General features: G+C 43.3%; 22 protein-coding genes and 1 pseudogene. 17 read left to right on the forward strand and 6 right to left on the reverse strand.

Annotation, left to right across the window (positions count from 1 at the left end):
- Window positions 1-34: 34 nt before the first annotated feature.
- Window positions 35-475: a MarR family winged helix-turn-helix transcriptional regulator gene (locus ERJ70_RS03965; protein WP_209367320.1), complete on the reverse strand. Its 441-nt coding sequence runs from the start codon at window positions 473-475 to the stop codon at window positions 35-37.
- 189 nt (window positions 476-664) lie between these two features.
- Between ERJ70_RS03965 and ERJ70_RS03970 the strand changes: the two genes are divergently transcribed.
- The 6 genes from ERJ70_RS03970 to ERJ70_RS03995 all read left to right on the forward strand — a co-directional run bounded on the left by ERJ70_RS03970 (window position 665) and on the right by ERJ70_RS03995 (window position 6,515).
- Window positions 665-994, forward strand: coding sequence for a hypothetical protein (locus tag ERJ70_RS03970; protein WP_209367321.1), 330 nt, complete (start codon window positions 665-667; stop codon window positions 992-994).
- A 545-nt stretch (window positions 995-1,539) separates the two neighbouring features.
- On the forward strand, window positions 1,540-2,553 hold the full coding sequence (locus ERJ70_RS03975; RefSeq protein WP_209367322.1) for an ABC transporter substrate-binding protein: 1,014 nt from the start codon (window positions 1,540-1,542) through the stop codon (window positions 2,551-2,553).
- A 166-nt stretch (window positions 2,554-2,719) separates the two neighbouring features.
- Window positions 2,720-3,577, forward strand: a complete 858-nt coding sequence (locus ERJ70_RS03980; protein WP_209367323.1) for an ABC transporter permease — start codon at window positions 2,720-2,722, stop codon at window positions 3,575-3,577.
- Window positions 3,577-4,788, forward strand: a complete 1,212-nt coding sequence (locus ERJ70_RS03985) for a quaternary amine ABC transporter ATP-binding protein (RefSeq protein ID WP_209367325.1) — start codon at window positions 3,577-3,579, stop codon at window positions 4,786-4,788. The genes ERJ70_RS03980 and ERJ70_RS03985 overlap by 1 nt, the downstream gene beginning before the upstream one ends.
- A 498-nt stretch (window positions 4,789-5,286) precedes the next feature.
- Window positions 5,287-5,517 carry a hypothetical protein gene (locus tag ERJ70_RS19975; RefSeq protein WP_245208182.1) on the forward strand — a complete coding sequence of 77 codons (231 nt, stop codon included), beginning with the start codon at window positions 5,287-5,289 and terminating at the stop codon, window positions 5,515-5,517.
- A 170-nt stretch (window positions 5,518-5,687) separates the two neighbouring features.
- Window positions 5,688-6,515, forward strand: coding sequence for an aldo/keto reductase (locus ERJ70_RS03995; RefSeq protein ID WP_209367326.1), 828 nt, complete (start codon window positions 5,688-5,690; stop codon window positions 6,513-6,515).
- A gap of 33 nt (window positions 6,516-6,548) precedes the next feature.
- On the opposite strand, the gene ERJ70_RS04000 is transcribed toward ERJ70_RS03995, so the two are convergent.
- The 4 genes from ERJ70_RS04000 to ERJ70_RS04015 all read right to left on the reverse strand — a co-directional run bounded on the left by ERJ70_RS04000 (window position 6,549) and on the right by ERJ70_RS04015 (window position 11,102).
- The gene (locus tag ERJ70_RS04000; protein ID WP_209367328.1) at window positions 6,549-7,676 is read right to left on the reverse strand and encodes a Ger(x)C family spore germination protein; all 1,128 of its coding nucleotides are present in this window, start codon (window positions 7,674-7,676) and stop codon (window positions 6,549-6,551) included.
- Window positions 7,673-8,794 carry a GerAB/ArcD/ProY family transporter gene (locus tag ERJ70_RS04005; protein ID WP_209367330.1) on the reverse strand — a complete coding sequence of 374 codons (1,122 nt, stop codon included), beginning with the start codon at window positions 8,792-8,794 and terminating at the stop codon, window positions 7,673-7,675. Before ERJ70_RS04005 ends, ERJ70_RS04000 begins: the two co-directional genes overlap by 4 nt.
- Before the next feature lie 11 nt (window positions 8,795-8,805).
- Window positions 8,806-10,314, reverse strand: coding sequence for a spore germination protein (locus ERJ70_RS04010; RefSeq protein WP_209367331.1), 1,509 nt, complete (start codon window positions 10,312-10,314; stop codon window positions 8,806-8,808).
- A 239-nt stretch (window positions 10,315-10,553) separates the two neighbouring features.
- On the reverse strand, window positions 10,554-11,102 hold the full coding sequence (locus ERJ70_RS04015; RefSeq protein WP_209367333.1) for a beta-class carbonic anhydrase: 549 nt from the start codon (window positions 11,100-11,102) through the stop codon (window positions 10,554-10,556).
- A 708-nt stretch (window positions 11,103-11,810) separates the two neighbouring features.
- Between ERJ70_RS04015 and ERJ70_RS04020 the strand changes: the two are divergent.
- From ERJ70_RS04020 to ERJ70_RS04070, 11 genes and pseudogenes are all read left to right on the forward strand, one after another.
- Window positions 11,811-12,704, forward strand: a pseudogene (locus ERJ70_RS04020) (ISL3 family transposase); the annotation flags it as partial.
- Between the two features lie 742 nt (window positions 12,705-13,446).
- Window positions 13,447-15,195, forward strand: a complete 1,749-nt coding sequence (locus ERJ70_RS04025; RefSeq protein ID WP_209367335.1) for an ABC transporter ATP-binding protein — start codon at window positions 13,447-13,449, stop codon at window positions 15,193-15,195.
- On the forward strand, window positions 15,195-17,228 hold the full coding sequence (locus ERJ70_RS04030; protein WP_209367336.1) for an ABC transporter ATP-binding protein: 2,034 nt from the start codon (window positions 15,195-15,197) through the stop codon (window positions 17,226-17,228). Before ERJ70_RS04025 ends, ERJ70_RS04030 begins: the two co-directional genes overlap by 1 nt.
- 28 nt (window positions 17,229-17,256) lie before the next feature.
- Entirely contained in the window at window positions 17,257-18,066 is an 810-nt protein-coding gene (locus tag ERJ70_RS04035; RefSeq protein WP_209367337.1) for a S1C family serine protease, read from the forward strand.
- A 229-nt stretch (window positions 18,067-18,295) separates the two neighbouring features.
- Complete coding sequence (locus tag ERJ70_RS04040; RefSeq protein ID WP_209367338.1) at window positions 18,296-18,433, forward strand: hypothetical protein; 138 nt, start codon at window positions 18,296-18,298, stop codon at window positions 18,431-18,433.
- Window positions 18,434-18,435: 2 nt separating this feature from the next.
- Complete coding sequence (locus ERJ70_RS04045) at window positions 18,436-19,209, forward strand: PRC-barrel domain-containing protein (protein WP_209367339.1); 774 nt, start codon at window positions 18,436-18,438, stop codon at window positions 19,207-19,209.
- 353 nt (window positions 19,210-19,562) lie between these two features.
- Window positions 19,563-20,297, forward strand: coding sequence for an RNA polymerase sigma-I factor (gene sigI, locus ERJ70_RS04050; protein WP_374099749.1), 735 nt, complete (start codon window positions 19,563-19,565; stop codon window positions 20,295-20,297).
- Entirely contained in the window at window positions 20,297-21,532 is a 1,236-nt protein-coding gene (locus tag ERJ70_RS04055) for an anti-sigma-I factor RsgI family protein (protein ID WP_209367340.1), read from the forward strand. The genes sigI and ERJ70_RS04055 overlap by 1 nt, the downstream gene beginning before the upstream one ends.
- Before the next feature lie 166 nt (window positions 21,533-21,698).
- Complete coding sequence (locus tag ERJ70_RS04060) at window positions 21,699-22,631, forward strand: Gfo/Idh/MocA family protein (RefSeq protein ID WP_209367342.1); 933 nt, start codon at window positions 21,699-21,701, stop codon at window positions 22,629-22,631.
- 45 nt (window positions 22,632-22,676) lie between these two features.
- Window positions 22,677-24,245: a bifunctional GNAT family N-acetyltransferase/carbon-nitrogen hydrolase family protein gene (locus tag ERJ70_RS04065; RefSeq protein WP_209367343.1), complete on the forward strand. Its 1,569-nt coding sequence runs from the start codon at window positions 22,677-22,679 to the stop codon at window positions 24,243-24,245.
- A 6-nt stretch (window positions 24,246-24,251) separates the two neighbouring features.
- The gene (locus ERJ70_RS04070; RefSeq protein ID WP_209367345.1) at window positions 24,252-24,977 is read left to right on the forward strand and encodes an SDR family oxidoreductase; all 726 of its coding nucleotides are present in this window, start codon (window positions 24,252-24,254) and stop codon (window positions 24,975-24,977) included.
- Between the two features lie 95 nt (window positions 24,978-25,072).
- On the opposite strand, the gene ERJ70_RS04075 is transcribed toward ERJ70_RS04070, so the two are convergent.
- Complete coding sequence (locus ERJ70_RS04075) at window positions 25,073-25,309, reverse strand: YhdB family protein (protein ID WP_209367347.1); 237 nt, start codon at window positions 25,307-25,309, stop codon at window positions 25,073-25,075.
- Window positions 25,310-25,385: the final 76 nt, after the last annotated feature.

A 25,385-nucleotide genomic window follows, 5' to 3' on the forward strand; every position in this document is an offset into this window, starting at 1 on the left:
CTTATTAAGTCTATTTTTGCTTGAAGTGCACGCATTATTTTTTTCTGAGAATGTGCACTAGCTTATCCAGCGTCTGGATGAATTGTCCGATTTCCTCCGATTTAAATTCAGAAAGAATTTCACCAAGGACCTCATACAGCTTTTCCATGCCTTGATTCATGGTACGCACCCCAGAATCGGTTAGCGTTAAGTAAACAATCCTGCGGTCACTTTCGTCTCTTTCACGATGGATGAAATCGCGTTCAACCAGGCGGTTGACTTGTGCGGTCACCGCACTTTTCCCGATAGAAAATTCGTCGGCAATATCCGAACTGGTGCACGGTTGGTTTTTATGCACAAAGCGAAGCGTGCCGAATTGGTCGGAAGTCAATTCTTGATGAACTTGCTCATTCATTAATATATTGACCCTGCGATTTACTTCATTCATCGCAGAAGTGTACATATCAATCAAATCATTGAGCTCTTTATCCTGCACATTTTCACATCCTTTCAAAAGGTTTGATAGGTGAATAGTTTGATGACTGAACAATATTTAAACACGGTTTCTTGTAAAAAGCAACTGATTGGCAACAAAATTTATATAACAATAAATCGACTGCTTGAAGGACAAGCATCAGGTTATTTCGTTATAATATAATAAACTGTAAAAAAATGAGGGAATATCATGAAACTGACAATCTGTCACTATTGCGGAAAACCAATTGAAAAAAGGGACCAGTTGGTAACAGCCTCCAATTGGCTGCGGGTGCGCCCGTACCATTACGTTTGTTTTGATGAAGTGGAAAAGGAGTCGTCGACCATTTATAACAGCTGGACACCGTTGAACGGACCAGCTGGGAATATAACGGCGGTAATCATGGCTGTGTTGTCCGGATGGCTGCTGCTGACAGATACTTGGGGCCTTGCAGGAAGTTTGATAGGCTTTGTTGCTTTGTACCGTGTCTTGATCCGTTTCGCTGCCCTGATTGGATTTGAAAGAAAAGTACCTGAATAAATATTAGGTTTAGTGCTGGGGCAAACAGGGTAAAAAAGCAAAGAATGAATTTGTCTTTTTACCCTGAATTGGCTGAAAAATCGAGCATATCTAACAAAAACGCTAAAAACTCCCTTTATTTGCCCGCAACCGACATTCTTCGACACTCTTCGTTAATTAGTACCTTCTAGCCGGTTTGGGTTTTCAATTTGGTTCGGATAGAATGGAATATGTTGTCCATTGACGGCATTTTAATTTTATGATTTGGAAGTTTGTGTTGTTTTTAACGACGCCATCTCAACACATTTAAATTCTTCACTGTCTCCTGAAGAAAGCATGTTCATCCTCCGCATTTTACATTTTCAGAAGATTACAAAAATGTTGTATTACGCTTCAAATGAAGTGCCGGCTTTTATGTTGTTTTAAGTCATTCTAGCGGGTTTATTTTTACCTGCAGTATTTGTCTGCCCGGAGGGAATGCGCTGTTTAAAAAACCGAACCATAAAATTAACATGCCTTGATGTTGCATGAACGAGTAAAAATATAACCAAAAAGGGGTAAAGTTGATGAAAAAATTATTATTTTTATTGATGGCAAGTTTACTTGTGTTCTTAGCTGCCTGCGGTGGCTCTGATAGCTCAGAAAGTAATTCTGGTGGAGAAGGAAGCATTGATACGATCGTGCTTGCCGACGCCGGTTGGGATAGTATTCGGTTCCATAATAGTGTAGCGCAAAAAATCATTGAAAACGGCTATGGTTACGACACGGAGGTCACACCCGGATCTACAGCCGCTACACTGCAAGGTCTGCGTGAAGGCGATATCAATGCTTACATGGAAATATGGACCGATAATGTGAAAGAGGTCTACGAAGAAGCAATCGATTCTGGCGACATAGAGAAAGTATCGACCAACTTTGATGACAATCAACAAGGTCTTTATGTTCCTACCTATGTAATTGAAGGGGATGAGGAAAGAGGCATTGAACCAATGGCACCTGACTTGAAAACAGTAGAAGATCTGAAAAACTACCCGGATGTGTTCGAAGACCCGGAAGATCCCGGAAGAGGCCGGATTTTGAACGCACCGAGCGGATGGGCAGTAGCCGAACAAATCGATCAGAAGTTTGAAACATATGGATTGGATGAAACGATGAACAATTTCATGCCAGGTTCTGATGCAGCTATCGTTACATCACTGGCTGATGCTTACGAATCTGGTGAACCTTGGGTAGGTTATTATTGGTCTCCAACAGCTGTAACGGCAATGTACGACCTTACAAAGCTGGAAGAGCCAGCTTATGACGAAGAAACCTGGAATGAAACAAGAGGAACCGAGTTTCCGCCAAATGATGTAGTCGTTGGTGTGCATAAAGACCTTCCAGACCAGGCACCTGAAGTGGTCGAGTTTTTGAGTAACTATGAAACAAGCAGTGCCTTGACAGAGGAAGCATTGACCTACATGAATGAAAACGATGCATCTGCAGACGAAGCTGCTGAATGGTGGATGAATGAACACGAAGACCTTTGGACGGAATGGGTACCAGAAGACGTAGCGGAAAAAGTAAAAGAAGCACTTTAAGTAGCCCATGTGTAAACCGGCTGCTCTCATAAAAGTGGCAGTCGGTTTCTGTCATTAGCTGGCCGAATCGGTCAGCTACTTTCGGTTTCAAAGACGAGTATTCTATGAAACTAGCACAAAAACAAATAAGGTGAGGTGAAAAAACTGCTGAAAAGCAGTTGTGCCGATGAATGATTTTCCAGATATTCAAAGTCATTTAGGTGACTATGTTTCTGATTTTGTCGATTTCCTGGACACCGCCCTGTCGGGTTTGTTTGATTTTATCTTTTTTGTATCGTCCCGGACAATCAATGGTATTGAAGCATTCTTAGACTTTTTGCCGTGGTGGGTGTTCCTTGTTCTTATCTTTTTACTAGGCTGGTATTTTAAATCTCTTTGGTCTGGATTGCTTTATGCTTTCTTTATTTTTTTAATCGGAACCTTCGGATTATGGGAAGAAATGATGATGACCATATCGATTGTGCTATCTGCCGTTCTTATTTGTTTGATTATCGGCATTCCCCTGGGTGTCTGGATGGCCTTTAGCAAAGGGTTCTCTACGGTTATGCGTCCAATTTTGGATGCGATGCAGACGATGCCGAGTTTCGTTTATCTGATTCCGGCCATCTTTTTCTTTGGTCTTGGTAATGTATCGGCTATTTTTGCCACATTGATTTACGCACTGCCGCCGGTTATCCGGTTGACGGAACTGGCAATACGAGGAGTGGATCCGGAAGTAGTCGAATCAGCTCAGTCGTTTGGATCTTCCAGATGGCAAATGTTAACCAAAGTCCAGCTGCCACAGGCCTTGCCGACAATTATGGCCGGGGTCAATCAGACGACGATGATGGCATTAGCCATGGTCGTTATCGCCTCGATGGTTGGTGCGCAAGGTTTGGGGGAACAAGTCTTGATTTCGATTAATCGGATCGATATTGCGCTTGGATTTGAAGCTGGTATCAGTATTGTGTTCCTGGCAATTATTATCGACCGTGTCACCGGCGGCGTAGCCGATCGGTTCCAGAAGCATAGGAGGGCGAAATAATGGCGAACAGTAAAGTGAAAATCGACCACGTTTCCAAGATTTTTGGTTCCAAACCGAAATCGGTAATTCCGCAGGTGAAAAATGGTAAATCGAAAGCGGAAATACTGGAAGAGACAGGCCATACGGTCGGTGTCTATGACGCTTCGATGGAAATTGAAGAAGGGGAAATTTTCGTGATCATGGGGCTGTCGGGAAGTGGGAAATCAACGTTGATTCGCTGCTTTAATCTCTTGAATAAACCGACAGATGGTTCGATTTATGTAGATGGAGAAAACATCATCGAATACAACTCATCACAATTGAAAAAATTCCGCCAGAATAAAATCGCCATGGTTTTTCAGCACTTTGGGTTGTTCGATCATCGTACGGTATTGGAAAATATCGAATATGGACTGGAAATCAGAAATGTTTCTAAGGAAAAGAGGCAACAAATCGCCAGAGAAAATCTGGAAGTAGTCGGGTTAAAAGGCTATGAAGACAAGTATCCCGATGAGCTTTCCGGCGGTATGCAGCAACGTGTCGGACTGGCCAGAGCACTGGCCAATGACCCGGATATCCTGTTGATGGATGAACCGTTCAGTGCTTTGGATCCTTTGATTAGACGGGAAATGCAGCTTGAACTGCTGGATATACAGGAGCGGCTCAAAAAGACCATTATATTTATCACCCATGATGTCAATGAAGCGTTTAAGCTCGGTGACAGGGTAGCGGTCATGAAAGACGGGAAAGTCGTCCAAATCGGTACGCCGGAAACGATTTTGGAAAGTCCGGCCAATGATTATATATCTGATTTCATTAAAGATATCGATCGCTCGAAAATTCTTCAGGCTGAAAATGTCATGATTAAACCGAACGCCCTTGTTTCCTTGAAGGATGGCTTAAAGGTTGCCATTAAAGAGATGGAGGAAAACGGTATATCCAGCGTGTTTGTTGTTGACCGCAGCAGGAGCTTGCAAGGGATTGTTACAATCGATGATGCCATCGAGGGTATCAAGGAAAAGAAAAGCCTGGAAGACGTGCTCAGTACGGATGTAACAACCGTCACAAAGGATGAGTATGTCAATGACATCATTCCGAAGGCGCTCGAATCCAAATATCCACTGGCAGTGACGAGCGGGAACGGCAGGCTGGAAGGTTTCATCCTACGTGTCCATGTATTGTCTGGTCTTGTCGCGGAAGACGTTAATGAAAGCACAGAATATCACGGCTGATTACGTGAAAGAATGATTCAGTTAGTACGGAAGAAATGGTGGCTTGCAGAGAACCTTTAAGGTTTTTTGCAACGTCTTTTTATCACAGAATATTTGGGGGATTAAAGATAAACAAGTAGATGGATGGAGTAGAGGAAAAAGGCAGTGCTTTTAGCGTGCAGCTTTACACAAGACAAAGGCAACAAAAGTGCCCGCTTAGTAAAAAGCTGTTGTGGAAATCGCCTTCAAAACTGTCAGAAGAAGGGCGATAAAAGGTGGAAAAGCTTCTACAGATCAATCCCCGTTTAAAAGAAGCGTATACTTTAACAGGTTGGATGAATGGTTTAAGACAAGTGATGAAAAGACAGCCGGAAAAGGGCTGGAAGAATGTCTGAAATGGATGCATGCTTCAAACATAGAGGCTTTCGCCGAGTAAACGTTCATGCGTTGGAACAAGAGATTTTACAGTCATTCATGTAACCATTTAATAATGGGTATATCGAGGGAATAAACAATACGATAAAGGTTTTAAAACGAGATTCCTTTGGAATCAAAGACTTTGAACGATTAAAGCATAAAATTTTATGGCAGCAAGCGTTAAAAGGCTTTATAGAGCGAAATAGTGTAGCAGAGGAAATAAGCGAGACTCCTGCGGAAAAACGGGCGGCCGAAACCCCACAGTGGGCTTTTCGAGGAGGCTCGGGCGTTCGTCCGCGGAAAGCGAGTTTATTTCCTCTGCGGTCTGAGTAAAATAGCTATTTTTTGGAATGAGCCTTTCGATAAAGAGAGGGTGGAGTGAAGAATCACACCACCATATTTGAAAGAGAATCAAAAAAACGACGATTCATGTTCCTTTTCTTCCTTTCCCTGCTTCGATAGAATGAAAGCAGAAGCAGTCTAACATAGGAAGGGGTTAACAAATGGGATTGAATACAATGACAAAGTTGCACAACGGTGTGGAAATTCCTTCGGTCGGCCTCGGTGTCTACAAAGTCGAAGAAGGCGAGCAGGTTTATGAATCGGTTAAATCTGCCTTGGAAATCGGCTATCGCCATATCGACACCGCTTCATTTTATCAAAATGAAGAAGGGGTTGGACGCGCTGTGAAAGACAGCGGGATCCCCCGGGAGGAAATCTTTATTACCACAAAAGTGTGGAACAACGAGCAAGGTTTCACGGAAACGCTGGAAGCATTTAATCGAAGTCTGACAAAGCTAGGGACAGATTATATCGATTTATATCTGATTCATTGGCCAGTACCCGACAAATACAAGGATACATGGCGTGCTTTGGAGAAGGTGTATCGCGACGGCAAAGCTCGTGCGATTGGGGTGAGCAACTTTTTGCCGCATCATTTGGACGATCTGCTTCGCGATGCGGAAATCAAACCGATGGTCAATCAGATTGAACACCATCCAAAACTGGCCCAAATCGAAACGAGAAAGTTCTGCCGTGACCAGGAAATTGCGGTGGAAGCTTGGTCACCGATAGGAAAAGCTGCCTATTTGGAGGAACCAATACTTTGTGAACTGGCAGAAAAGCATGGGAAAACCGCTGCCCAAATTATTCTCCGCTGGCATTACCAGAATGGGACGGTCATTATTCCGAAGTCTACCCGAGCAAGCAGACAACGAGAAAACGCAGCTATTTTTGATTTTGAGCTTTCCGGCACGGACATGGAAAGAATAGACGGTTTGGATCAAGACTATCGGCTTGGTGCACATCCGGATCATTTTAATTATGGATAAACGAAAACAGCGGGGTATCTCTCCCGCTGTTTTTTAATCAATGATTCCTTGGCGGATAATGTTGACGTTGAGGTTCAGGTCCAACTTCATTTCCGGCATCAATTTCCGCCATTCTTCCTGGGTGATCGGGTGCTTCGCGTTATATATACTGCCGAAACCAATCGGATCCACGTTCAATTCCCGGAATTTATCGAGTAACTGATTGATCTGCCGTTCCATATCCTTTTGGATGACTTTTTCCAATCTTTTCACGACTTCTTCTTTATCCAGTTCTAGCTGTTCGGAGATTTCCATTATTCTTGCCTGGACCTTAATATCGGACTGGAAGCGCACCTCCTTTTTTGAGACCAATTTTATCGAGTTATGGCTGAGCAGATCACTCAGCGAAAGGAACAACGAGTCTTCTTCTCGTTGGTCAGTATCTTTTTGTTGGATACTTTTAAATTCATCAATGGGCAATGAAAGTTCCAGGCGGCCGGCTTGGTAACGTCCTGACAGCAGTTTAATAAAAAAACCTTCTTCTACAGATATATCTCCCGCATACGTTTCATCACGAAACAGGGCCATCCGTTCAATACTCGGCATATGTTCAACTACGCTGATCAGCGGAAGAACCGGATCGTTCCCGATATCATAATATTTATGCATAAAATCCCTTAATGTGGTTCGGAGTAATATTTCCTGTTCGACATTGGTATCAATCAACTGGTATAAGTGGGTTCCAATATTGGTTGTGCTTCGCTGAAATACTTCAGACAACACATTTCCTGCTGCACTGTCAGCAACTGCCAAATACATCGTATCGGTTATTTTGGCATCACGAACGAGTGTATCGAGAATGCTGGCCACTCCCTTCTCAGCCAGCGGTCTGCCCATCATTAATACACGAAGCTTTCCTGGAACGAGTTGGAAATTGGATTTGGCATTGGCCTTCTCCCGTGTTCCCTTTAAGGTTTTAGCTTTGGAGGATACGATTTCATTGATATTTTTCGCATTGGGATCGAATTGAAAATAGACATAAGTTGCGTTCAATGCCTTGCTGTCCTGACTATCGGAATCTATACCGATTGTGTTGATGATTCCGAGCCGTTCAATCGGGTAAGTAGGTGCACACCCGGCGGACAGCAGCAGGCAGAAAAAAACAAAGATTAACCGTTTCACGTTTTGACACCTCCCCTTTTGCGTCTCTTCCATTTGCTTTTCATCCAAACGAGTGGCAGGAGTATTAATGGATAGACAAAAGCAACCCAGAAACCGGTTGCTGCCACAGTGTCAATGATTTGCAGAATGAAATATTCATGTTTGGTGATGCCAGCACCGATAAGTAACAGTACAGCAACTACATACAGTACTTTGCGCTGTTGAACGTGGTAGAGCCGCTTGGTTATATAAGTTATTATCCAGGTAAGTAGAATCATATTCGGCAGGATGACCATCATCCATTCGGTGACGACTAGTACATCGAAACGTCCGATAACCGAGTATTCCACGATCTTGAATAAGACGAGCACGGGCCATACCTGTTCTGGCAGCTCTCCAGGACTGAAATAGCCGATGCTGATGACGGTCACCAGTAAAATAAAAAAAGTAGTAAGCGCCAGTCCTAAATGGGCGGGAAGCTTGGCCTTTTCCTTATTGGAAATAAACGGGTAAATGAAAAACAAGATTTCTATACCAAGATAGGAATAAGACGTGTGGCGTGCACCACGCAGCAATTCTGAAGGGGATGCTGCCAGCAGCGGTTGAAAATGGGTGATTTCCATATAGGTGACGGATTTATATAAAAAGATGAGCAGCCATAAAGACAGAAAGAAGAAAATAAAGGTTATCCCTACGGCAACCCGAAGACCGCTCATCACAGCATAAACAATCAGCAATACCAATACTAGACCTAGTACCCAGGCGCTCATCCTGGGAAAAATAAAGGTTTGTACTACCTGAATATAGTCCATTGTTACGCTTAACAGTACAAAAAAGAAATAAATAATGTAAATGGTACCGAGCAGCTTGGCGATCCACTTTCCGAATAAATCGGTTTGCACGCCCAAAATATCGGTATTCTCATAATGATTCAAAATTGCGAACATCGCTGCCATTACGAGATGGGCAAGCAATCCGGCAATCAGTACGGAAATCCAGGCATCCTGTCTGGCCTCCATGAAAATATAGCGGGGCACTCCCATGATACCGGAACCGGTCTGAATGCTGTTCATGATAAAAAAAAGATAAAAGGCCTGGATGCGCATTGTCGGCTTGATCGTCAAATTTGTTGTGTTCACCTTTTATCCCCCTAATCATCAATGTCTTTCATTTTCCTTGCCTTTTTCTTGGGATAGCGGATCATGTCCTGTGGTTTATAAGAGAAGCTGCGCTTTAGGTTAAAATAATAAGGCAGCCGGTAAAACGTTTTGCTAAAGTCTTTACCAACAAATGGGTACATAGGAAGGAGATATGGCCTGCCCAGGGAAGTGACTTTAAGCAAGTGGATAATTAAAAAACAAATACTTGCCATAATCCCAATCAACCCTAACAACCCGCTTAATATAATCAAAGGAAAACGGATCACTCTTATCGTCGAGCCGATTAAGTAGCTGGGCGCGGTAAAGGATGCGAGTGCGCTGATTGCCACTACAATGATCAGGATGTTGCTGGTCAACCCGGCTGCCACTGCGGCCTGGCCGATCACAATACCGCCAACGATCCCGATGGTTTGCCCCACTTTTGTCGGAAGTCGCGCCCCTGCTTCACGCAGCAGCTCAATTAGCAGTTCCAACAGCAATGCTTCAAAGACGGGCGGAAAAGGCACCGCTGCCCTTGAAGATCCAAGCGTTGTCAAAAGAGGAGTCGGAATTACTTCATAATGAAAAGTGATTGCGGCAACGTATGCCGGTGTCAGCAGGGCTGAAATAATCAAGGCAAAAAATCGTAAAATCCGGATAAAGGAACCAACATTCCAGCGCATGTACACATCTTCGGTGGATTCAAAAAAACTGAATAAAGATGTCGGTGCAATAATTCCGGTTGGACTTTTGTCGACAAGGACACCCACTCTCCCCTTTGTCAATGAATAGCTGAACCTGCTTGGCAGCTCTGTTTGATAAAACTGCGGGAAAATTGAGGTGGATGAATCCTCGATATAATAGGTGAGAGGGGTCGCGTCTTCGATTCTATCGACGACGAGATCCTGCAGCCGCTGGCGCATTGTTTGGACATCTTCTTTATTCGCTAAACTTTTTAAATACATGAGGCGAATTTCAGTGGGAACCCGTTCGCCAATCATTAATTTTTCGGTTACCAAATCTCCAGTGTTCATCCGCCAGCGAATCATGTTGATGTTTGTAGTAAGGGATTCGGTAAAGCCGTCCTGAGGACCAAGAACAGTAGACTCTTTGTCTGATTTGTCAACTGAGCGTTTTTCCTGGTCGGGGATAGGATAGGTGATAAGTTCTGATTCATTTTCAATATAGATGCCGACAGATCCCTGGACAAGCGCATCGACGATTTCGTTCATTTTTGTTTGTGCCACGTTATTTCCTAAAGGAAGAGCATTGATCAGTTTCTGTGCAGTCCATTGCTTATCGCCTTTAAGCAGTGGCGCTAAGATATTATCATTTAATTGTTGTTTTTTGACGATGACGCTGATATAAAAAACGAGCACGCGCTGGCCGCCGGTTTCAAAATCTTGCATTTGGAAATCGGGATTGTTGTGCATCGCTTCCTGCAATTTTGTCTTTAAATTTTCAATAGAGGAAGGTAGCAGCTCTTTCGATTTGCCCCTTCGCACCCCACGCTTTTTCATCACCATTCCTCCACCAAAACGATTATCCCTAGTATGCGAAAAAACATTCAGATTATGAAAGAAAAGCGTCGGACGTCCGAGAGCAAGGTTAGACAGTAAAGAAAATCCATAGTAGTGGCGTTCAGATTGAACGAAGATAGGGACGTTACTTTTAATAGAGGAGCCACGAATCAGTACTAGACCAAGGGATCAAAGAAAGAAAACTGCCGGAGTGACCGACAGTTCAGAAGATAAGGAAATTAAAAACCATAAACAATGACGTCAAGCTTTCCAGAGTCAGGGTCAATTATTAATCCATGGACTGGTGTATCTTCGGGTAAAAGGGGATGATTTACTATTGTATTGACGCTTGTTTTCACCATATCCGATATTTCCTGATAGCCACGCAGCCATTCAGAAAGGTCTTTGATTTGACTGAAATCTTCAATCGATTCCTCACTAACCCCCTGCAGGCCCATCCTCTCCATAGTGGCCTTGGGATCAAAATCCTTCATCCAGCAATCATGATGGCCAATCACGAACACTTCGTCGGCCCTTCGCTCGTACACAGCAATTAGCAAGCTGCGCATCACGCTGTCATAAGGATTTGAAACAAAAGCGCCGGCATTTTTAATCATTTCCACATCCCCTTCTTGAAGGTCGAGTGCCTCCCTTAGAAGAGATTCTAATTGCGGTTCCATACAAGTTAAAACAACAGCATTCTTGTTAGGATAAAGGGCTGATTTTCTTGGTGATTCGTCCCCTTCTATAAATTTCCGATTATATTCCAGCAAGTTTTCTAGCAGCATAAAAGTCTCCTTTCTGTACTCATCCAAAATAACGGTAGATGCGTTTCATTTCAACAAAAAACTCCTACAAAAGTATTGTTTTTTGAAAATTGGAACGCATATTCTTTCAATGGACTCGTATATGTGTTACATTTGTTTAAATAGTTGAAATCATAACTATTATCCACGTAATTTCCAAAGAATTATTTATGCACTTCGTTTTTACCTCATTCGTTAAATTTTTTATATAAGCACCCCCTATAAATTCAAAAGGGAGCGAATATATTTATTAAATAAGGGTCCTATGAAAGGGTGAGATGATGGAAGAGATGACCAGAAGGTGCCGGTTATGTCAGGAACCGATGCCACCATCACCGTTTATGACGTGTCCCGCTTGTTTGGCAGATAGTGAGAAGGTGAAGACGTACATCCTGAAACATCCGCATGTGACCCCTGAGAAAATTGCTGAAGAAACGGAAGTTCCTTTGGACAAGGTGTCTAATATGGTTAAATTAGGTGTAAATTCTAAATAGTAACTCTTAAAGTTTGCCATTCCAAGGCAAGCTTTTTTTACTCTACAGGAAATTATAAATTTAAGGCTCTATACTGAATGTGGTGGTGTCCCCTGTTGTGATGGGTGTTCCTGCAGTGTGCAAAAAAATACACTCATTTCCTCTCACTTTGTTACCCTAAAGTTGCTGACACCAAAGGAAAAAGAGAGGGATATGAGTGCAACGTCATTTTATCATAGAATTACTGGGGATTAAAGATAAACAAGTAGATGTATGGAATATAGAGGAAGAAGGAAGTGTCTTAAGAGTAGAGCTTTACACAAGACAAAGGCAACAAAAGTGCCCGTTCTGTAAAGAGAAAACAAAACGCGTACATGGGTATAGAAATCAAGCCATCCAAGGTCCTGTTTTGTCCAACAAAGCCGTTCGGCTTTCCTTGCGTAAGCGTCGGTACTTATGTACCAGCTGTGGACGCACCTTTTACGAGCGCCTGCAGATGGTAGAGTTTTATCAACGGTGTACGAGTGCCTTGAAAACACCGGCATTAACCTATACGGCCTTTCATTCTTTTACCACCGCAGCCCGGTTGGCAGGAATGACCACCAACCGGTTACTCCGATTGTTTGATCAACAACAGCTAAAAACAAGAAAGGTTCTTCCTCGGGCAATAGCTATTGATGAGTTCAAAGGAGATGCAGGAGGAGAAAGGTTCCAAACCAATGTGGTGGACGTGGAGAATAGAGAGATTATTGACATCCTTCCCGATCGAAAAGTAGAGACAATCGAAAAGTACTTACGTTCCTGTGATACCAGTAAAGTGGAAATCGTCGTAATGAATTTATCGAAATCATTTAAGCAGGCAGTCCGCAAGGTACTAGGAGATCCATTAATCATTGCCGACCGATTTCATTTCATGCGGCAGATTTATTGGGGATTGGATGAAGTTCGCCGAGAAGTTCAACGAGAGGTAGATAAGCAGACACGTATTCACATGAAGCGAAGCAAGAAGCTGTTGTGGAAGTCGCCTTCCAAACTGTCAGAAGAAGGGCGACAAAAGGTGGAAAAGCTTCTACAGATCCATCCCCGTTTAAAAGAAGCGTATGCATTAGAGCGAAATAGCGTAGCAGAGGAAATAAGCGAGACTCCTGCGGAAAAACGGGCGGCCGAGACCCCGCAGCGGGCTTTGCGAGGAGGCTCGGGCGTTCGTCCGCGGAAAGCGAGTTTATTTCCTCTGCGGTCTGAGTAAAATAGCTGTTTTTAGAATGAGCCTTTCGATAAAGAGAGGGTGGAAGAAAGATCACACCACCACATTTGACAGAGAACCAAATTTAACTGAAGGAACGTGAAAGCTGCGAGTCGAACTATCAGAAAAATATAACAACAGGTTGACACACAATGTTCACAATTATATAATAAGAAAGCATTAAACGTTGAAAGGAGGTCACAGACCATGAAAAAAGTAATGATTGTGCGTTTCTATAAACTTCATACGCCTGTGGCCTTCTGGAAGCCTTATGTTGCCTAACTACTAGAGGAAATTCTGCACTGGATTTAATGTACATAAGCATATTCACTAGGTCACGAATAACCATTTCCGTGACTTATTTTGTTAGACACACGTCTGCGGATGTGTGTCTATTTTTTTACCCAAATTATGGATCTGAGCGAAACCAAGTATAAGAAAAACGAAAGCATTCGCCATAATCTGGCGATATGCTAAGTTTTTCTAACATATACATATCAATTTAGGGAGGGGTTGTTGATGGGTGTGATACAGCGTAAACAGGAAGTAATACAGGATTGGAAAGAGAGCGGTTAGCAAATTTATCGAAGAAAAGAAGCAGGTGACAAGCATGTTTAGTGTATTTTGGAAGTTGGATTGGTTTTTTAAAAAATATTGGAAAAGGTATAGTTTTGCAATTGTCGCTTTGATTGCTGCGAGTTTAATTGACTTGATTCCACCAAAGCTGGTGGGAATGGCGATTGACGAAATGCAGTTCCAAACATTTAATTGGGATCGCATGATTGAACTTTTGTTGCTATATAGTTTGATTATCATTTTAAGTTACACCATTTCTTTCTTATGGGACTATAACTTATTCGGCGGTGCTGCCATTATGGAGAAACTGATGCGCACCCGTCTGATGAATCATTTTCTGCGGATGACTCCGACCTTTTTCGGAAAGTACCGGACTGGTGACTTAATGGCAAGAAGCACCAATGATTTAAAAGCGATATCGATGACGACAGGATTTGGCATCCTTACCCTGGTCGATTCAAGTATATTCATGCTGATGATCATTGTGGTGATGGGTTTTACCATCAGCTGGAAGCTGACCATTGCAGCGCTTTTGCCGCTGCCGATCATGGCAGTCGTCATGCAAAAATACGGAAATGTCATTCATGACCGTTTTACCAAAGCGCAGCATGCCTTTGGCGAAATGAATAATGAAGTTCTGGAATCCATTCGAGGCGTTCGGGTAATCCGTGCCTTTGTTCAAGAGGAACAAGATGAGCAGCGGTTTCAGACAATGACTTCCGATGTGTATCAAAAGAATCTGGAAGTAGCGAAAATAGATGCATTGTTCGAGCCTACCATGAAAATACTTGTCGGTTTATCCTATACGGTTGGATTAGGATATGGGGCCATGTTGGTATTTCAAAATGTTTTGACCATCGGCGAGCTTGTATCGTTCAATGTCTATTTAGGGATGCTGATTTGGCCAATGTTTGCCGTCGGTGAATTAATCAATGTCATGCAGCGGGGAAATGCCTCGTTGGATCGTGTCAACGAGACGCTTGGCTATCAGGCGGACGTTCGGAATCCGGTTCAACCATCGAGCACCCGTTCTCCTGAATCGATTGTTTTTGACAAGGTAAGCTTCGCTTATCCGGATAGTGCACAAGACAGTCTGGAGGCGATTGATTTCAAGGTGGAAAAAGGGCAGACAATTGGGATCGTCGGTAAAACAGGGGCTGGCAAGACGACATTGTTCAAGCAATTGCTGCGCGAGTATCCTGGTATGCGTGGAGATTTGCGAATTTCGGGAATACCGATCGAGCAACTGAGCTTAGAGGATGTCCGCAGCTGGATCGGATATGTGCCTCAAGAGCAAATCCTGTTTTCCAAAACCATTCGGGAAAACATACAATTCGGAAAGCCAGAGGCGACGGATAAGGAAATATTCCGGGTTATGGAAACAGCCCAATTCCTGAAAGATATCCAGGCGCTTCCGAAAGGGCTCGATACGACGGTGGGCGAGAGTGGCGTAACGTTATCAGGAGGGCAGAAACAGCGGGTGTCTTTAGCGAGGGCTTTTATCAAAGATCCACAAATTCTTATCCTGGATGACGCTTTGTCGGCAGTTGACGGCAAAACGGAAGCAAATATTATAGGCCACTTAAAACAAGAACGTAAAAATAAAACGACCTTCATCGCTGCCCACCGACTATCGGCAGTGGAACATGCTGATTTGATCATCGTGCTCGATGACGGGAAAGTAGTAGAGAGAGGAACACACCAACAATTAATGGAGATCCATGGCTGGTATGCAGCACAATTTCAACTGCAGCAGCTTGAAGAACAGGAGGTGATCTCCTAATGAAGAAGACAACGACAGAAGTGAAATTATTTCAATACGCGATGAAATTTAAGAAAACCATCATTCTAGGTCTTATTTGTCTAGTTGTCGCGGTAGCGCTTGAACTGGCAGGTCCGTTTATCGCGAAGCGTGTCATTGATGAGCATATAACCGGGATTGAAACAACGTGGCATCAAGTGGATGATCGGAATGATAAGTACACAGTTTCGTTTGGCGGAGATTACTACAAGCGCGAAGACCGCATGAAACAAGGGGAAGTATCCTTGGGGACAGTCAGTTTGATGCAGGTGGGCAGGTCTTACTATCTTACGGATAAAGAAGTTAGCCAAACTGGAACGCGGAGTGTCGAGGATGGTACTGTCACAGTAGTGTCTCCAGCAGGGACCGAAAAAGCAGAAGTGCAAAAGCTGAGTGTTACAGATTTGTACAGTTTTTTCAAACCAGAACAGTCGCCGATTGTGTGGCTTTTGAGTTTGTATGTGCTGTTGCTGTTGATTGCAGCAATCTTTCAATTTGGAAAAACCTACTTGCTGCAAAAAGCTTCCAACCGGGTAGTGGAAAAGATGCGCAATGATATCTTCAAGCATACACAAGAGGTGTCGATTCAGTACTATGTCAATCAGCCAGCCGGAAAAGTTGTGGCCAGGGTGACCAATGATACGGAAGCAATCAGGGATTTGTATGAACGGGTGCTGTCCGTATTTGTCACAAGCATCATTTACATGGCGGGAATATATATCGCATTATTCCTGCTGGACTTTCGTCTTGCCGCACTTTGTTTAATCCTGTTGCCGATCATTTATCTATGGATGAAAGTGTATAAGCATTTTGGAACAAAGTATAACAAGGTGGTTCGATCGACGGTTAGTGATATCAACGGAAATATTAACGAATCGATTCATGGCATGCCCATTATCCAAGCATTTCAAAGAGAAGAACAGGCGAGCAAAGAATTCGAACAGATGAATGAACGACACTTTGTGTACCAACGTAAGCTTGTAAAGCTTAGTGCGTTAACTTCGCACAATCTGGTCAATGTGTTGCGGAACCTCGCGTTCGTTGCATTCATATGGTATTTCGGCTCTTCCTCTATTGGTCCTGAAAGTATCATTACAGCTGGCGTTTTGTATGCGTTTGTCGATTACTTAACACGGCTTTTTAATCCGGTAAATGACATCGTCAATCAACTCCCATTATTAGAGCAGGCGAGGGTGGCGGCGTCAAGAGTTTTTGAATTGATGGACCAGCAGGGAGAGAAAGTCGAAACTGCATCCATTGCAAAATATAAAGGGCATGTCCAGTTTCAGTCAGTCTGGTTTGCTTATGACGAGAAAGAGTATGTCTTGAAAAATATTGATTTGGACATTCGGCCGGGAGAAACAGCAGCTTTTGTGGGACATACCGGATCCGGCAAAAGCTCAATCATGAATTTGCTGTTCCGGTTCTATGATCCGCAGGAAGGAAACATTTTGATTGATGGCAAGGAGATTGTTGGTTTGTCGAGACAACAAGTAAGAAGCCATATGGGAATCGTATTGCAGGATCCGTTTCTTTTCACGGGCACCATTTTGTCGAATGTAACCATGAATGATCCAACTATTTCCCGGGAAATGGCGATAGATGCATTAAAGGCGGTTGGTGCTGACCGGTTCATCGAGCGACTGCCAGGTCAGTATGAAGAGCCCGTTAAAGAAGGCGGAAATACATTCTCCATGGGAGAACGGCAGCTGATTTCCTTTGCACGCGCTCTGGCATTCGATCCTTCCATTCTGATTCTTGATGAGGCTACGGCCAATATCGATACAGAAACGGAAAACGTTATTCAAGAAGCATTGAATGTACTGAAAAAGGGACGTACGACCTTGATTATCGCCCACCGACTCTCAACAATCCAGCAGGCGGATAACATCTTTGTTCTGGAGCATGGTACAATCAAAGAACAAGGCAATCACCAAAGTTTGCTGGAGCAGGCCGGCCTCTATTATCAAATGTATCAGATGCAGCAGGGCAGGCTGAAGGAGCAGGTCATTTAAGTAAGACGCGAAAGCGTGGGGTGTGTAAATGGCGAATTCAGATGACCGCAAACAGGATATCATCGATAAAGATTTGTATGAAGAAATCCCGGAGGAAGAGCTGTTGGAAATCCTCCAACAAGAAAAACGGAAGTCTCGTGAGAAAGAACGGGAAGAACGTGACAGACCAAAACGCCCTTTTCCGAAATGGGCGTTTTGGTTGATTGCCGCTGCAATGATGTTCAATGTCATCGCTTTGCTGCCAAACACGTTCTCGATACCTGCTATCAACTTTTTGATCACCTCTTCCAAACTGTCGGCGAACGAAGAAATAAGCAGCTATAAACCCGCCGTCGTGGTTATCGAAGCAGGAAATAGTCGGGGCACGGGCTTTTCCATCACAGCAGATGGAAAGATTTTGACCAATCAACATGTAATCGAAGGAGAGAGACGGATTTTGGCTGCTTATCCGGATGAAGGATTATTTAAAGCGGAAGTTATTGCTTCTTATCCTGACATCGATTTAGCTGTACTCCAGGTAGAAGGTGAAGGTTTACCGCACTTGGAATTAGCTGAAAGCAGCCGTTTTACCGAAGAAGAACACTTTTACTTTATAGGGAATCCATTGCGGTTTCAGGGGATTGCCAATGAAGGTGAAATTATTGGTTATACGCAGCTGCGGGATTGGGAAGAGCGGGTGCTGATGCTAAAAGCGCCTGTTTATCGGGGCAATAGCGGAAGTCCGGTTATCAATGAAGCTGGAAAAGTAATCGGTGTGGTGTTTGCTACGCTTGATCATGAAGAACACGGAAAAGTCGGCCTTGCCGTTCCGATTGAATATTATTATGAAAAACAATAAATGCAGCCACCCGCAGGAGTAGAAATTATCCTGCGGGTTTTTCTGTGTGGCACTGTACCCATGCTCTGGATTCAGAACAGTGTAACGTAGTAGGGGAAAGCACTCATCAAACAACAGAATGAAAGAAGGTTTTTACTGATTTTTCATTGCACACCCGAATGCATAAAGAAGTGCTTTAAACTCCTGAGCTTCCTTTCGTTCTAATTTTGCAGAGGAGAAAGCCTGTTGAATGAATAGAAAGTGTGAAGGGCGGCTCATCTCAACAAAAGTTGTCCTATCCAAGTTTGATTTGCTCCTTTTCGCCAGCATGTCTGCTGCGTTTTACGGACGTAAGACAAGGGTATTTGAAAAGAAAAAGGAGGAATGACAATGCTTTACTATGTATCCTCATTGTACGACTATCAATTAAAGGCAAGTGATGGTGAACTGGGTAAAGTAAAAGAACTATACTTTGATGATAAGCAATGGGTTCTCCGTTATTTTGGAGTGGATACTAGAAAATGGCTCCCGGGCAAAAAAGTGCTCTTGTCTCCAAGGTCTTTCCAAGCAATTGATGACGAGAACCAGGCAATCGAGCTGTCCAGCGATAAAGAAACGGTAAGGAACAGTCCTTCACTTGATGAGAGTTCGCCGTTGTCCAGAGAGTATGAAATGACGCTTACCCGATATTATGGCTGGGCACCATACTGGACCGGCGGACTGCTTTGGGGCCGGCAGGATGTACCATTAGTTGGAGCTGTTACCAATTCCGATCAGGCTGAGAGTTTATCAGAGAACCGAGAAGAAACCCTGGCAGAAGAATTGACACATAATTTACGGGAAATGGACGACCTGACGGATAAATTTACTGTTCATGCTTCGGATGGGAAAATCGGAACAATTGATGATGTTTTACTGGATGGAGAAAACTGGAAATTACGCTATCTAGTCGTAAAAAACGGTCAAGACTTCTCTTGGAAATATTCATTGCTCTCTCCTGACTGGACGCAGTCAGTAGACTGGGTCGACTACAACCTGTACCTTGATGTTACACAGGAAACGGTGAAAAATGGTCCGGGAATTTCGGATAAACAGCAAATAACCAGAGAAACTGAACAAGAGTTGCACACAGCTTATGGTAAAAAAACCTACTGGACCTATTAAACATCCCATTGAAATTGGCAACGCACCCCCAATCACCATGATCGGGGGTGCGAATTTTTATATTTAGCTAAAAAAATCTCGAAGTGAAGATTGTAATAATAATCGTTTTAACTACAGTATGTTCTCCAGCTCTTCCACGAATTTTGTAACTTCATGACAGCTTTTTAAACAAAATGTAATCTTCCTGTGATAGCTTCCTGTATTCTGTTTCGGTATCATTAGTCATATTAAAGAATAATGGAGATTATCATGCAGAATAAAAATAAACGAACAATACAACACAGCATATTAAAAAAAACACCCAGAAAAAAACTGCGATATTCGAAATTTTTAAAGGCTGGAGGTGATGAGGGTTGATCACTCATCGCTCTGCTACGGATGATAAGCAGCGTTTAGAAGATTTAATTGAAATGGTGCAGGCCGGAAACGAGGAAGTGCAAAACAGGCTGCTAAAAGCGTATCAACCTTTTGTCGCCAAAAGTGTTTCTGATGTATGTAAACGATATATAGATCCTCAAATAGATGACGAGTTTAGCGTTGGGCTGTTGGCATTCAACGAAGCAATGCTTTCTTACTCGGCGGATAAAGGCAGCTCGTTTCTGTCGTTTGCCCGATTGGTCGTGAAGCGTCGTGTCATCGATTATATCAGGCAGGAACAAACCAAGACTGCTGCTGCATCCATTGACGAGCCATTAGAGGATGCCCAACTGGAAAATCCTTCTGAGGTAAATGCAGCAAAAGCAATTTACCAGGATCAGGTAGACAGCTGGTATCGAAGAGAAGAAATCAGAGATTTGCAAGATAAGCTCAAAGAATATAAATTGTCCTTTGAGGAGCTTACGGTTATTTCGCCGAAGCATCGTGATGCACGAGAATCCGCCATCCGGGTGGCCAGAGTGCTTTATGAAAATGAATTTCTGAGAAGCTATGTCCTAAAGAAGAGAAAAATTCCGATTAAAAATCTGGTTAACTATGTGGATGTCAGCAAAAAAACATTAGAGAGAAACAGAAAATTCATTTTGGCCATTTTTATTATTCTCAGTGGGGATTATATTTATTTAAAAGATTATCTAAAGGGGTTGGGTTAGTGAAAAGAGGAATCATCATGGAGCGGCATCGCCATTACATAGTTGTGATGGATAAGTATGGTGTATTCCACAAAGCCGAACCTGTTGCTTCCGCAGAGGTCGGCGCAGAGGTGGAATTTAAACCGATTCAGAACGGTCGCTTCCATCGCTTTTTGTTAACTGGGAAGTCAGTGAACAAGCGTACGAAAATCGCTGTTATGACGGTCCTGGTTATGCTGATCACCTTTCCGCTTTACGCGTGGTACAACGGTGGCAAAGTGTATGCGTATGTCAATGTTGATATCAATCCGAGTGTAGAAATGGAAGTAGATGAAGCGATGAAGGTGAAAAGCATCAGACCGTTGAACGATGATGCTGAGCAAATACTAGTCGAGTTAGGTCCATCCTGGAAAAATAAAACAGTAGAAGAGGTGACTTCTCTTCTGATTGAGCAGGGAAAGAAAGACCAGCTTATCGATGGGGAAAACGTCGTGATTATTGGGGTCAGTTACTTAGATGGCCGGGAAAAAGAAAAATATATTACCGATACATTGGATGAATATTTTAATCGGCATCCACAAGAGGAACTTAGTGTTGCAACATTCGAAGTACCCGAGAAAATCCGTGAAGCTGCAAGATCTGAGAGTAAATCCATGAATGAATTGTTCGCTGAAGAGGTCGATAAACAGGTCGAATCCGATACGGAAGCATTGCAAATCGATGATCAGGAAAAAGAACTTATACAATCTTATTATCATAAAGATGATCACGTGGAAGATAAAGCTGACGACAGGGATTCCGGTGATACCGTAACAGAACAGACTGACAGTAGGTCCGAATCATCTAATGACTTGAAAAACAGCCAAAGCGATACAGTCAAACAAACAGTGGCTTCCCAGGAAAATCGTGAGGATTCAACAGGGAAAACGGATGCCGAAAAAAAGGTAGATACCAAAGAACAGACAGAAAAAAAGCACTCCAATCCTGTTGATGATGCAAAGAAAACAAAGAAACAGGAAACAAACCAGCAAAAAGAATCGAGTCCAAAACACGATATGGAAAGCAAAAGCAATCAGGAACATTCCATGAAACACGTCCAGCCCGAAAAATCGAACAAGAAAAAAAACAAACAAGCAAACAGAAAAAAACAAAGACACCACCAGCAAAAGAACCGGGATACTGACAACCACTCACGTGGACACGGTAATAGAAGTAAAATGGACAAGCACGATAACCCTTCCCATAGCCATCATTAAAGAAAAGCTCTTTTCCATCAATCGGAAAGGGGTTTTTTTGCGAGGCAAGAAAGATGAAGGAGGCTTGTTGGGATTGTACATTGAGCAGCCGTTTGGTTTTTAGTTGGTGATCTATACTTAATCCATTACAATAAATGTATACAAATGCGGAGAGGGAGCTGCAAAAATGGAGTCAAGAAAACCGAGAATAGGTATTGTCGGGCTAGGAAATATTGCACAAAAAGCCTACCTGCCTATCTTAATGAAGGAAACGGACTGGCAATTAGCGGGGGCCTATTCACCCAACCAAGCGAAACGGGAGAAGCTGTGCAAAAATTTTCGGATAAACAGCATCAACAGTCTGGCAGCGCTGTCTTCCAAAAGTGACGCTGTATTTGTTCATACATCCACAGAAACGCACTATGAGGTCGTTTCCTATTTGCTTGGACAAGGAAAAGACGTATATGTCGATAAACCATTGGCGGCCAGCCTAGATCAAGCAGTTCGGCTCGCAGAATTAAGTGAAGAGACTGGCAGAAAACTGATGGTCGGTTTTAACCGTCGATTCGCACCGTTGTATAGGAAAGCGAGAGAAATGTCAGTGGGATTCGATTGGGTGCAAATGGAAAAACACCGGACGGACAGTATCGGACCGGATTCATTTGCTTTCACGATGCTTGACGATTATTTGCACATAATCGATACCATCCGCTGGTTGGCGGATCAAAGTGAATTGAAAGTCACGGATTTGTTTACAAGGGAAAACGAGACCGGGCAAATGTTGCTTGCCAAACATTCTTTTCAAACGAACGGGCAACACTTCACCACGGCGATGCATCGGCGTGCCGGAACAAATCTGGAGAAGCTGGAAATAGTGAATGAACAATCGATAATCCGGGTAAATAATTTAAATACACTGCAGGTGGAAGCAGAAGGCTGTGTAACAGAAAGTTCTTCTGCTTCATGGGAAGAACTGTTGACGACTAAAGGGTTTACCGGAGCAGTGTCCCATTTTATTTCAGCGATCAAGAATGATAAAACCCCTGATGTGGATGGTTGGGATGCTGTGAAATCCCAACAGCTGCTTGATAAATTAATCGACAGGCATCAGCGAAAGTAATCCATCGTAACAAATGGCATCAAAGATAGAAAGGGTTCGATTTATATGTCCAAACTGGACTTGAAGCAATTTGAGAAAAAGCTAATCGTACGAACCATAAAGGAAGAAGATATTCCGCAAATTCTAAAGCTGCAGAAGTCCTGTTTCCCGCATATGGATCCGTGGAAACCAGAGCATCTACAAAGCCACTTGGAACATTTTCCAGAAGGCCAGTTTTGTGTGGAATTGGATGGGGATATCATCGGAAGCTGTTCTAGTTTGATTATCAACTTCGATGAATATGATGACAAACATACCTGGGATGACATTACCGACGAGGGCTATATAACCAACCACGATCCAGAAGGGTACAATCTATATGGCATCGAGGTAATGGTTGATCCTGAATACCAAGGAATGAAAATCGGCAAACGCTTGTATGAAGCACGAAAAGAACTGGCCAGAGAATTAAACTTAAAAAGTATTATTATCGGTGGTCGGATTCCGAATTACCATAAGTACCAGGATCAATTGACACCGAGACAATATGTCGAGGAAGTGATCGAGAAAAAGATTTACGATCCGGTTTTGACGTTCCAAATCATGAATGGATTTACCATTATGCGCATCAATCCAGGCTATTTGCCTGACGACGTGCAGTCAGCAAAGTATGCGACACTGATGGAATGGAACAACATCGATTACCGTGCGAAATCAAAACGGCATTTTAAGACGGCCTATCCGGTGCGGATTACGGTGATTCAGTACATGATGAAAAATATTGAGTCCTTTGAAGAATTTGCCCGGCAAGCAGAGTATTATGTGGACGTGGCTTACGACTTTGGATCTGACTTTGCTGTCTTCCCTGAAATTTTCACGACCCAACTGATGTCGTTTCTGGAGGAAAAAGTTCCATCAAAGGCAGTACGCCGCTTGACCGAATATACAGAAGAGTACATCGAGTTATTTACTTACTTGGCGATGAAATACAACATTAATATCGTCGGAGGCTCTCATTTTGTGGAAGAGGATGATCATATTTATAACATCGCTTACCTTTTCCGCAGGGATGGTACCATTGAAAAACAGTACAAAATTCATGTCACGCCGAATGAAAGGAAGTGGTGGGGGATACAGCCAGGCGATGCCGTCAAGGTGTTCGACACGGACTGCGGCAAAATCGCCATCCAAGTTTGTTATGATATCCAATTCCCTGAACTGACAAGATATGCGGTTGACCAGGGAGCAAACATTATCTTCGTGCCGTTCTGTACCGATGACAGGCAAGGTTATCTTCGTGTCAGATATTGTGCGCAGGCCCGTGCTGTTGAAAATCAAGTATATACGGTGATTGCCGGAACAGTAGGCAATTTGACGCAAGTCGAAAACATGGACATTCAGTATGCACAATCGGGTATTTTTACTCCATCAGATTTTGAATTTGCCCGGGACGGGATTATTGGTGAATGCCACCCTAACATCGAAACCGTCGTGGTCGGGGACGTGGACTTGGAAATCTTGCGCAGACAGCGTAAATCAGGCACGGTCCGGCAGTTGCGCGATCGAAGACGCGATTTGTTCGAAATCAATTATAAAAAATTAAATACGGGAGAAAACGATCAGAAGAAGGGATGATCAATCATGCTCAAGGGACAAGTGGCAATTGTAACGGGGGCATCCCGCGGCATTGGCAAAGCGATTGCCCGTGAGCTTGCCAAAAATGGAGCAAAGCTAACGATTACAGGAAGTTCAGACGAAGTTCACCGTACCAAGCGGGAATTGGAGGATGAGGGCTGTCAGGACATTTTATCTTTTCGTGCCGATGTAACCAAAGAGATAGAGGTCGATCAGGTAGTACAATCCACCAGGACGTCGTTAGGCTCGGTTGATATCCTTGTGAACAATGCTGGAGTGGGGGTATCGAAAAAAGTAGAGGACATAACGGTTGAAGAATGGAGAAAAACGTTCGAAGTCAATGTCCAAGGGGTATTCCTGTTTACGAAAGCAGTAATCCCGATAATGAAGCAACAGCAGTCGGGTACGATTATTACCGTTTCCTCGGATGTAGCCCGCTATTCACTTGCAGATAAAGGTTCCTTATATACAGCAACCAAGTATGCCGTTCAAGGATTTATTGGTTCGGTTGCTCAGGAGTTGCAACAAGACGGTATCCGGGTCAGCACCATAAATCCGGGGCTCGTCGATACCAATTTAGCAGACACCAAAAAAGACGAAACCAGTAAAAAGGATTGGCTGAAAGCGGAAGAAGTAGCTGAGGCAGTACGATACATGGCGGAAGCCCCTAAACATATGGTAATCGACGAGATGTATTTACATCCACTCTGTCAAGAATACCCGCGTACATGAAAGAGGCTAGGATAAAAGCATAGTGACCAAATAAAAACCGAACGATTCCCTTTCGAAATCGTTCGGTTTTAGTCTTTGGCCGCCCAAGCTTGTTTTTACAATTCGATTTCGATCGCCGGTGTGTGGGCCATGGCATGATCGATATAGTGAAGAAGATTTTCATGGGAATCGATGACGGTTTGTTCGCTTCGTGTATAGTGAAAGGCATGTAAGAACGTTTCGATTTTTTTGGCTAAAAAATCGTCCTGGGTCCGCACCATCAATACAAGCAAGTCATCCCATTGTCCCCAAAGTGTATAATACAATGCTTTGTCATAGTCAGGTATCACCATTTTCATCCCTCTTTCTGAAGGGTTGTTTTTAGTTTTGCCTCAGACTTTCAAAACAATTTACGTGCGTTTATGGAGA

The sequence above is a fragment of the Sediminibacillus dalangtanensis genome (assembly GCF_017792025.1).
In the GTDB taxonomy this organism is placed as follows: Bacteria; Bacillota; Bacilli; order Bacillales; family Amphibacillaceae; genus Sediminibacillus; species Sediminibacillus dalangtanensis.

Coding starts and splice junctions, on each gene's coding strand:
- ERJ70_RS04035 (WP_209367337.1), top strand. CDS start 17,257: ATGGCGAATTCAGATGACCGCAAACAGGATATCATCGATAAAGATTTG.
- ERJ70_RS04070 (WP_209367345.1), top strand. CDS start 24,252: ATGCTCAAGGGACAAGTGGCAATTGTAACGGGGGCATCCCGCGGCATT.
- ERJ70_RS04060 (WP_209367342.1), top strand. CDS start 21,699: ATGGAGTCAAGAAAACCGAGAATAGGTATTGTCGGGCTAGGAAATATT.
- ERJ70_RS03970 (WP_209367321.1), top strand. CDS start 665: ATGAAACTGACAATCTGTCACTATTGCGGAAAACCAATTGAAAAAAGG.
- ERJ70_RS04045 (WP_209367339.1), top strand. CDS start 18,436: ATGCTTTACTATGTATCCTCATTGTACGACTATCAATTAAAGGCAAGT.
- ERJ70_RS04030 (WP_209367336.1), top strand. CDS start 15,195: ATGAAGAAGACAACGACAGAAGTGAAATTATTTCAATACGCGATGAAA.
- ERJ70_RS03975 (WP_209367322.1), top strand. CDS start 1,540: ATGAAAAAATTATTATTTTTATTGATGGCAAGTTTACTTGTGTTCTTA.
- ERJ70_RS03985 (WP_209367325.1), top strand. CDS start 3,577: ATGGCGAACAGTAAAGTGAAAATCGACCACGTTTCCAAGATTTTTGGT.
- ERJ70_RS04015 (WP_209367333.1), bottom strand. CDS start 11,102: ATGCTGCTAGAAAACTTGCTGGAATATAATCGGAAATTTATAGAAGGG.
- ERJ70_RS04065 (WP_209367343.1), top strand. CDS start 22,677: ATGTCCAAACTGGACTTGAAGCAATTTGAGAAAAAGCTAATCGTACGA.
- ERJ70_RS04010 (WP_209367331.1), bottom strand. CDS start 10,314: ATGAAAAAGCGTGGGGTGCGAAGGGGCAAATCGAAAGAGCTGCTACCT.
- ERJ70_RS03980 (WP_209367323.1), top strand. CDS start 2,720: ATGAATGATTTTCCAGATATTCAAAGTCATTTAGGTGACTATGTTTCT.
- ERJ70_RS04040 (WP_209367338.1), top strand. CDS start 18,296: ATGAATAGAAAGTGTGAAGGGCGGCTCATCTCAACAAAAGTTGTCCTA.
- ERJ70_RS04075 (WP_209367347.1), bottom strand. CDS start 25,309: ATGGTGATACCTGACTATGACAAAGCATTGTATTATACACTTTGGGGA.
- ERJ70_RS03995 (WP_209367326.1), top strand. CDS start 5,688: ATGGGATTGAATACAATGACAAAGTTGCACAACGGTGTGGAAATTCCT.
- ERJ70_RS04025 (WP_209367335.1), top strand. CDS start 13,447: ATGTTTAGTGTATTTTGGAAGTTGGATTGGTTTTTTAAAAAATATTGG.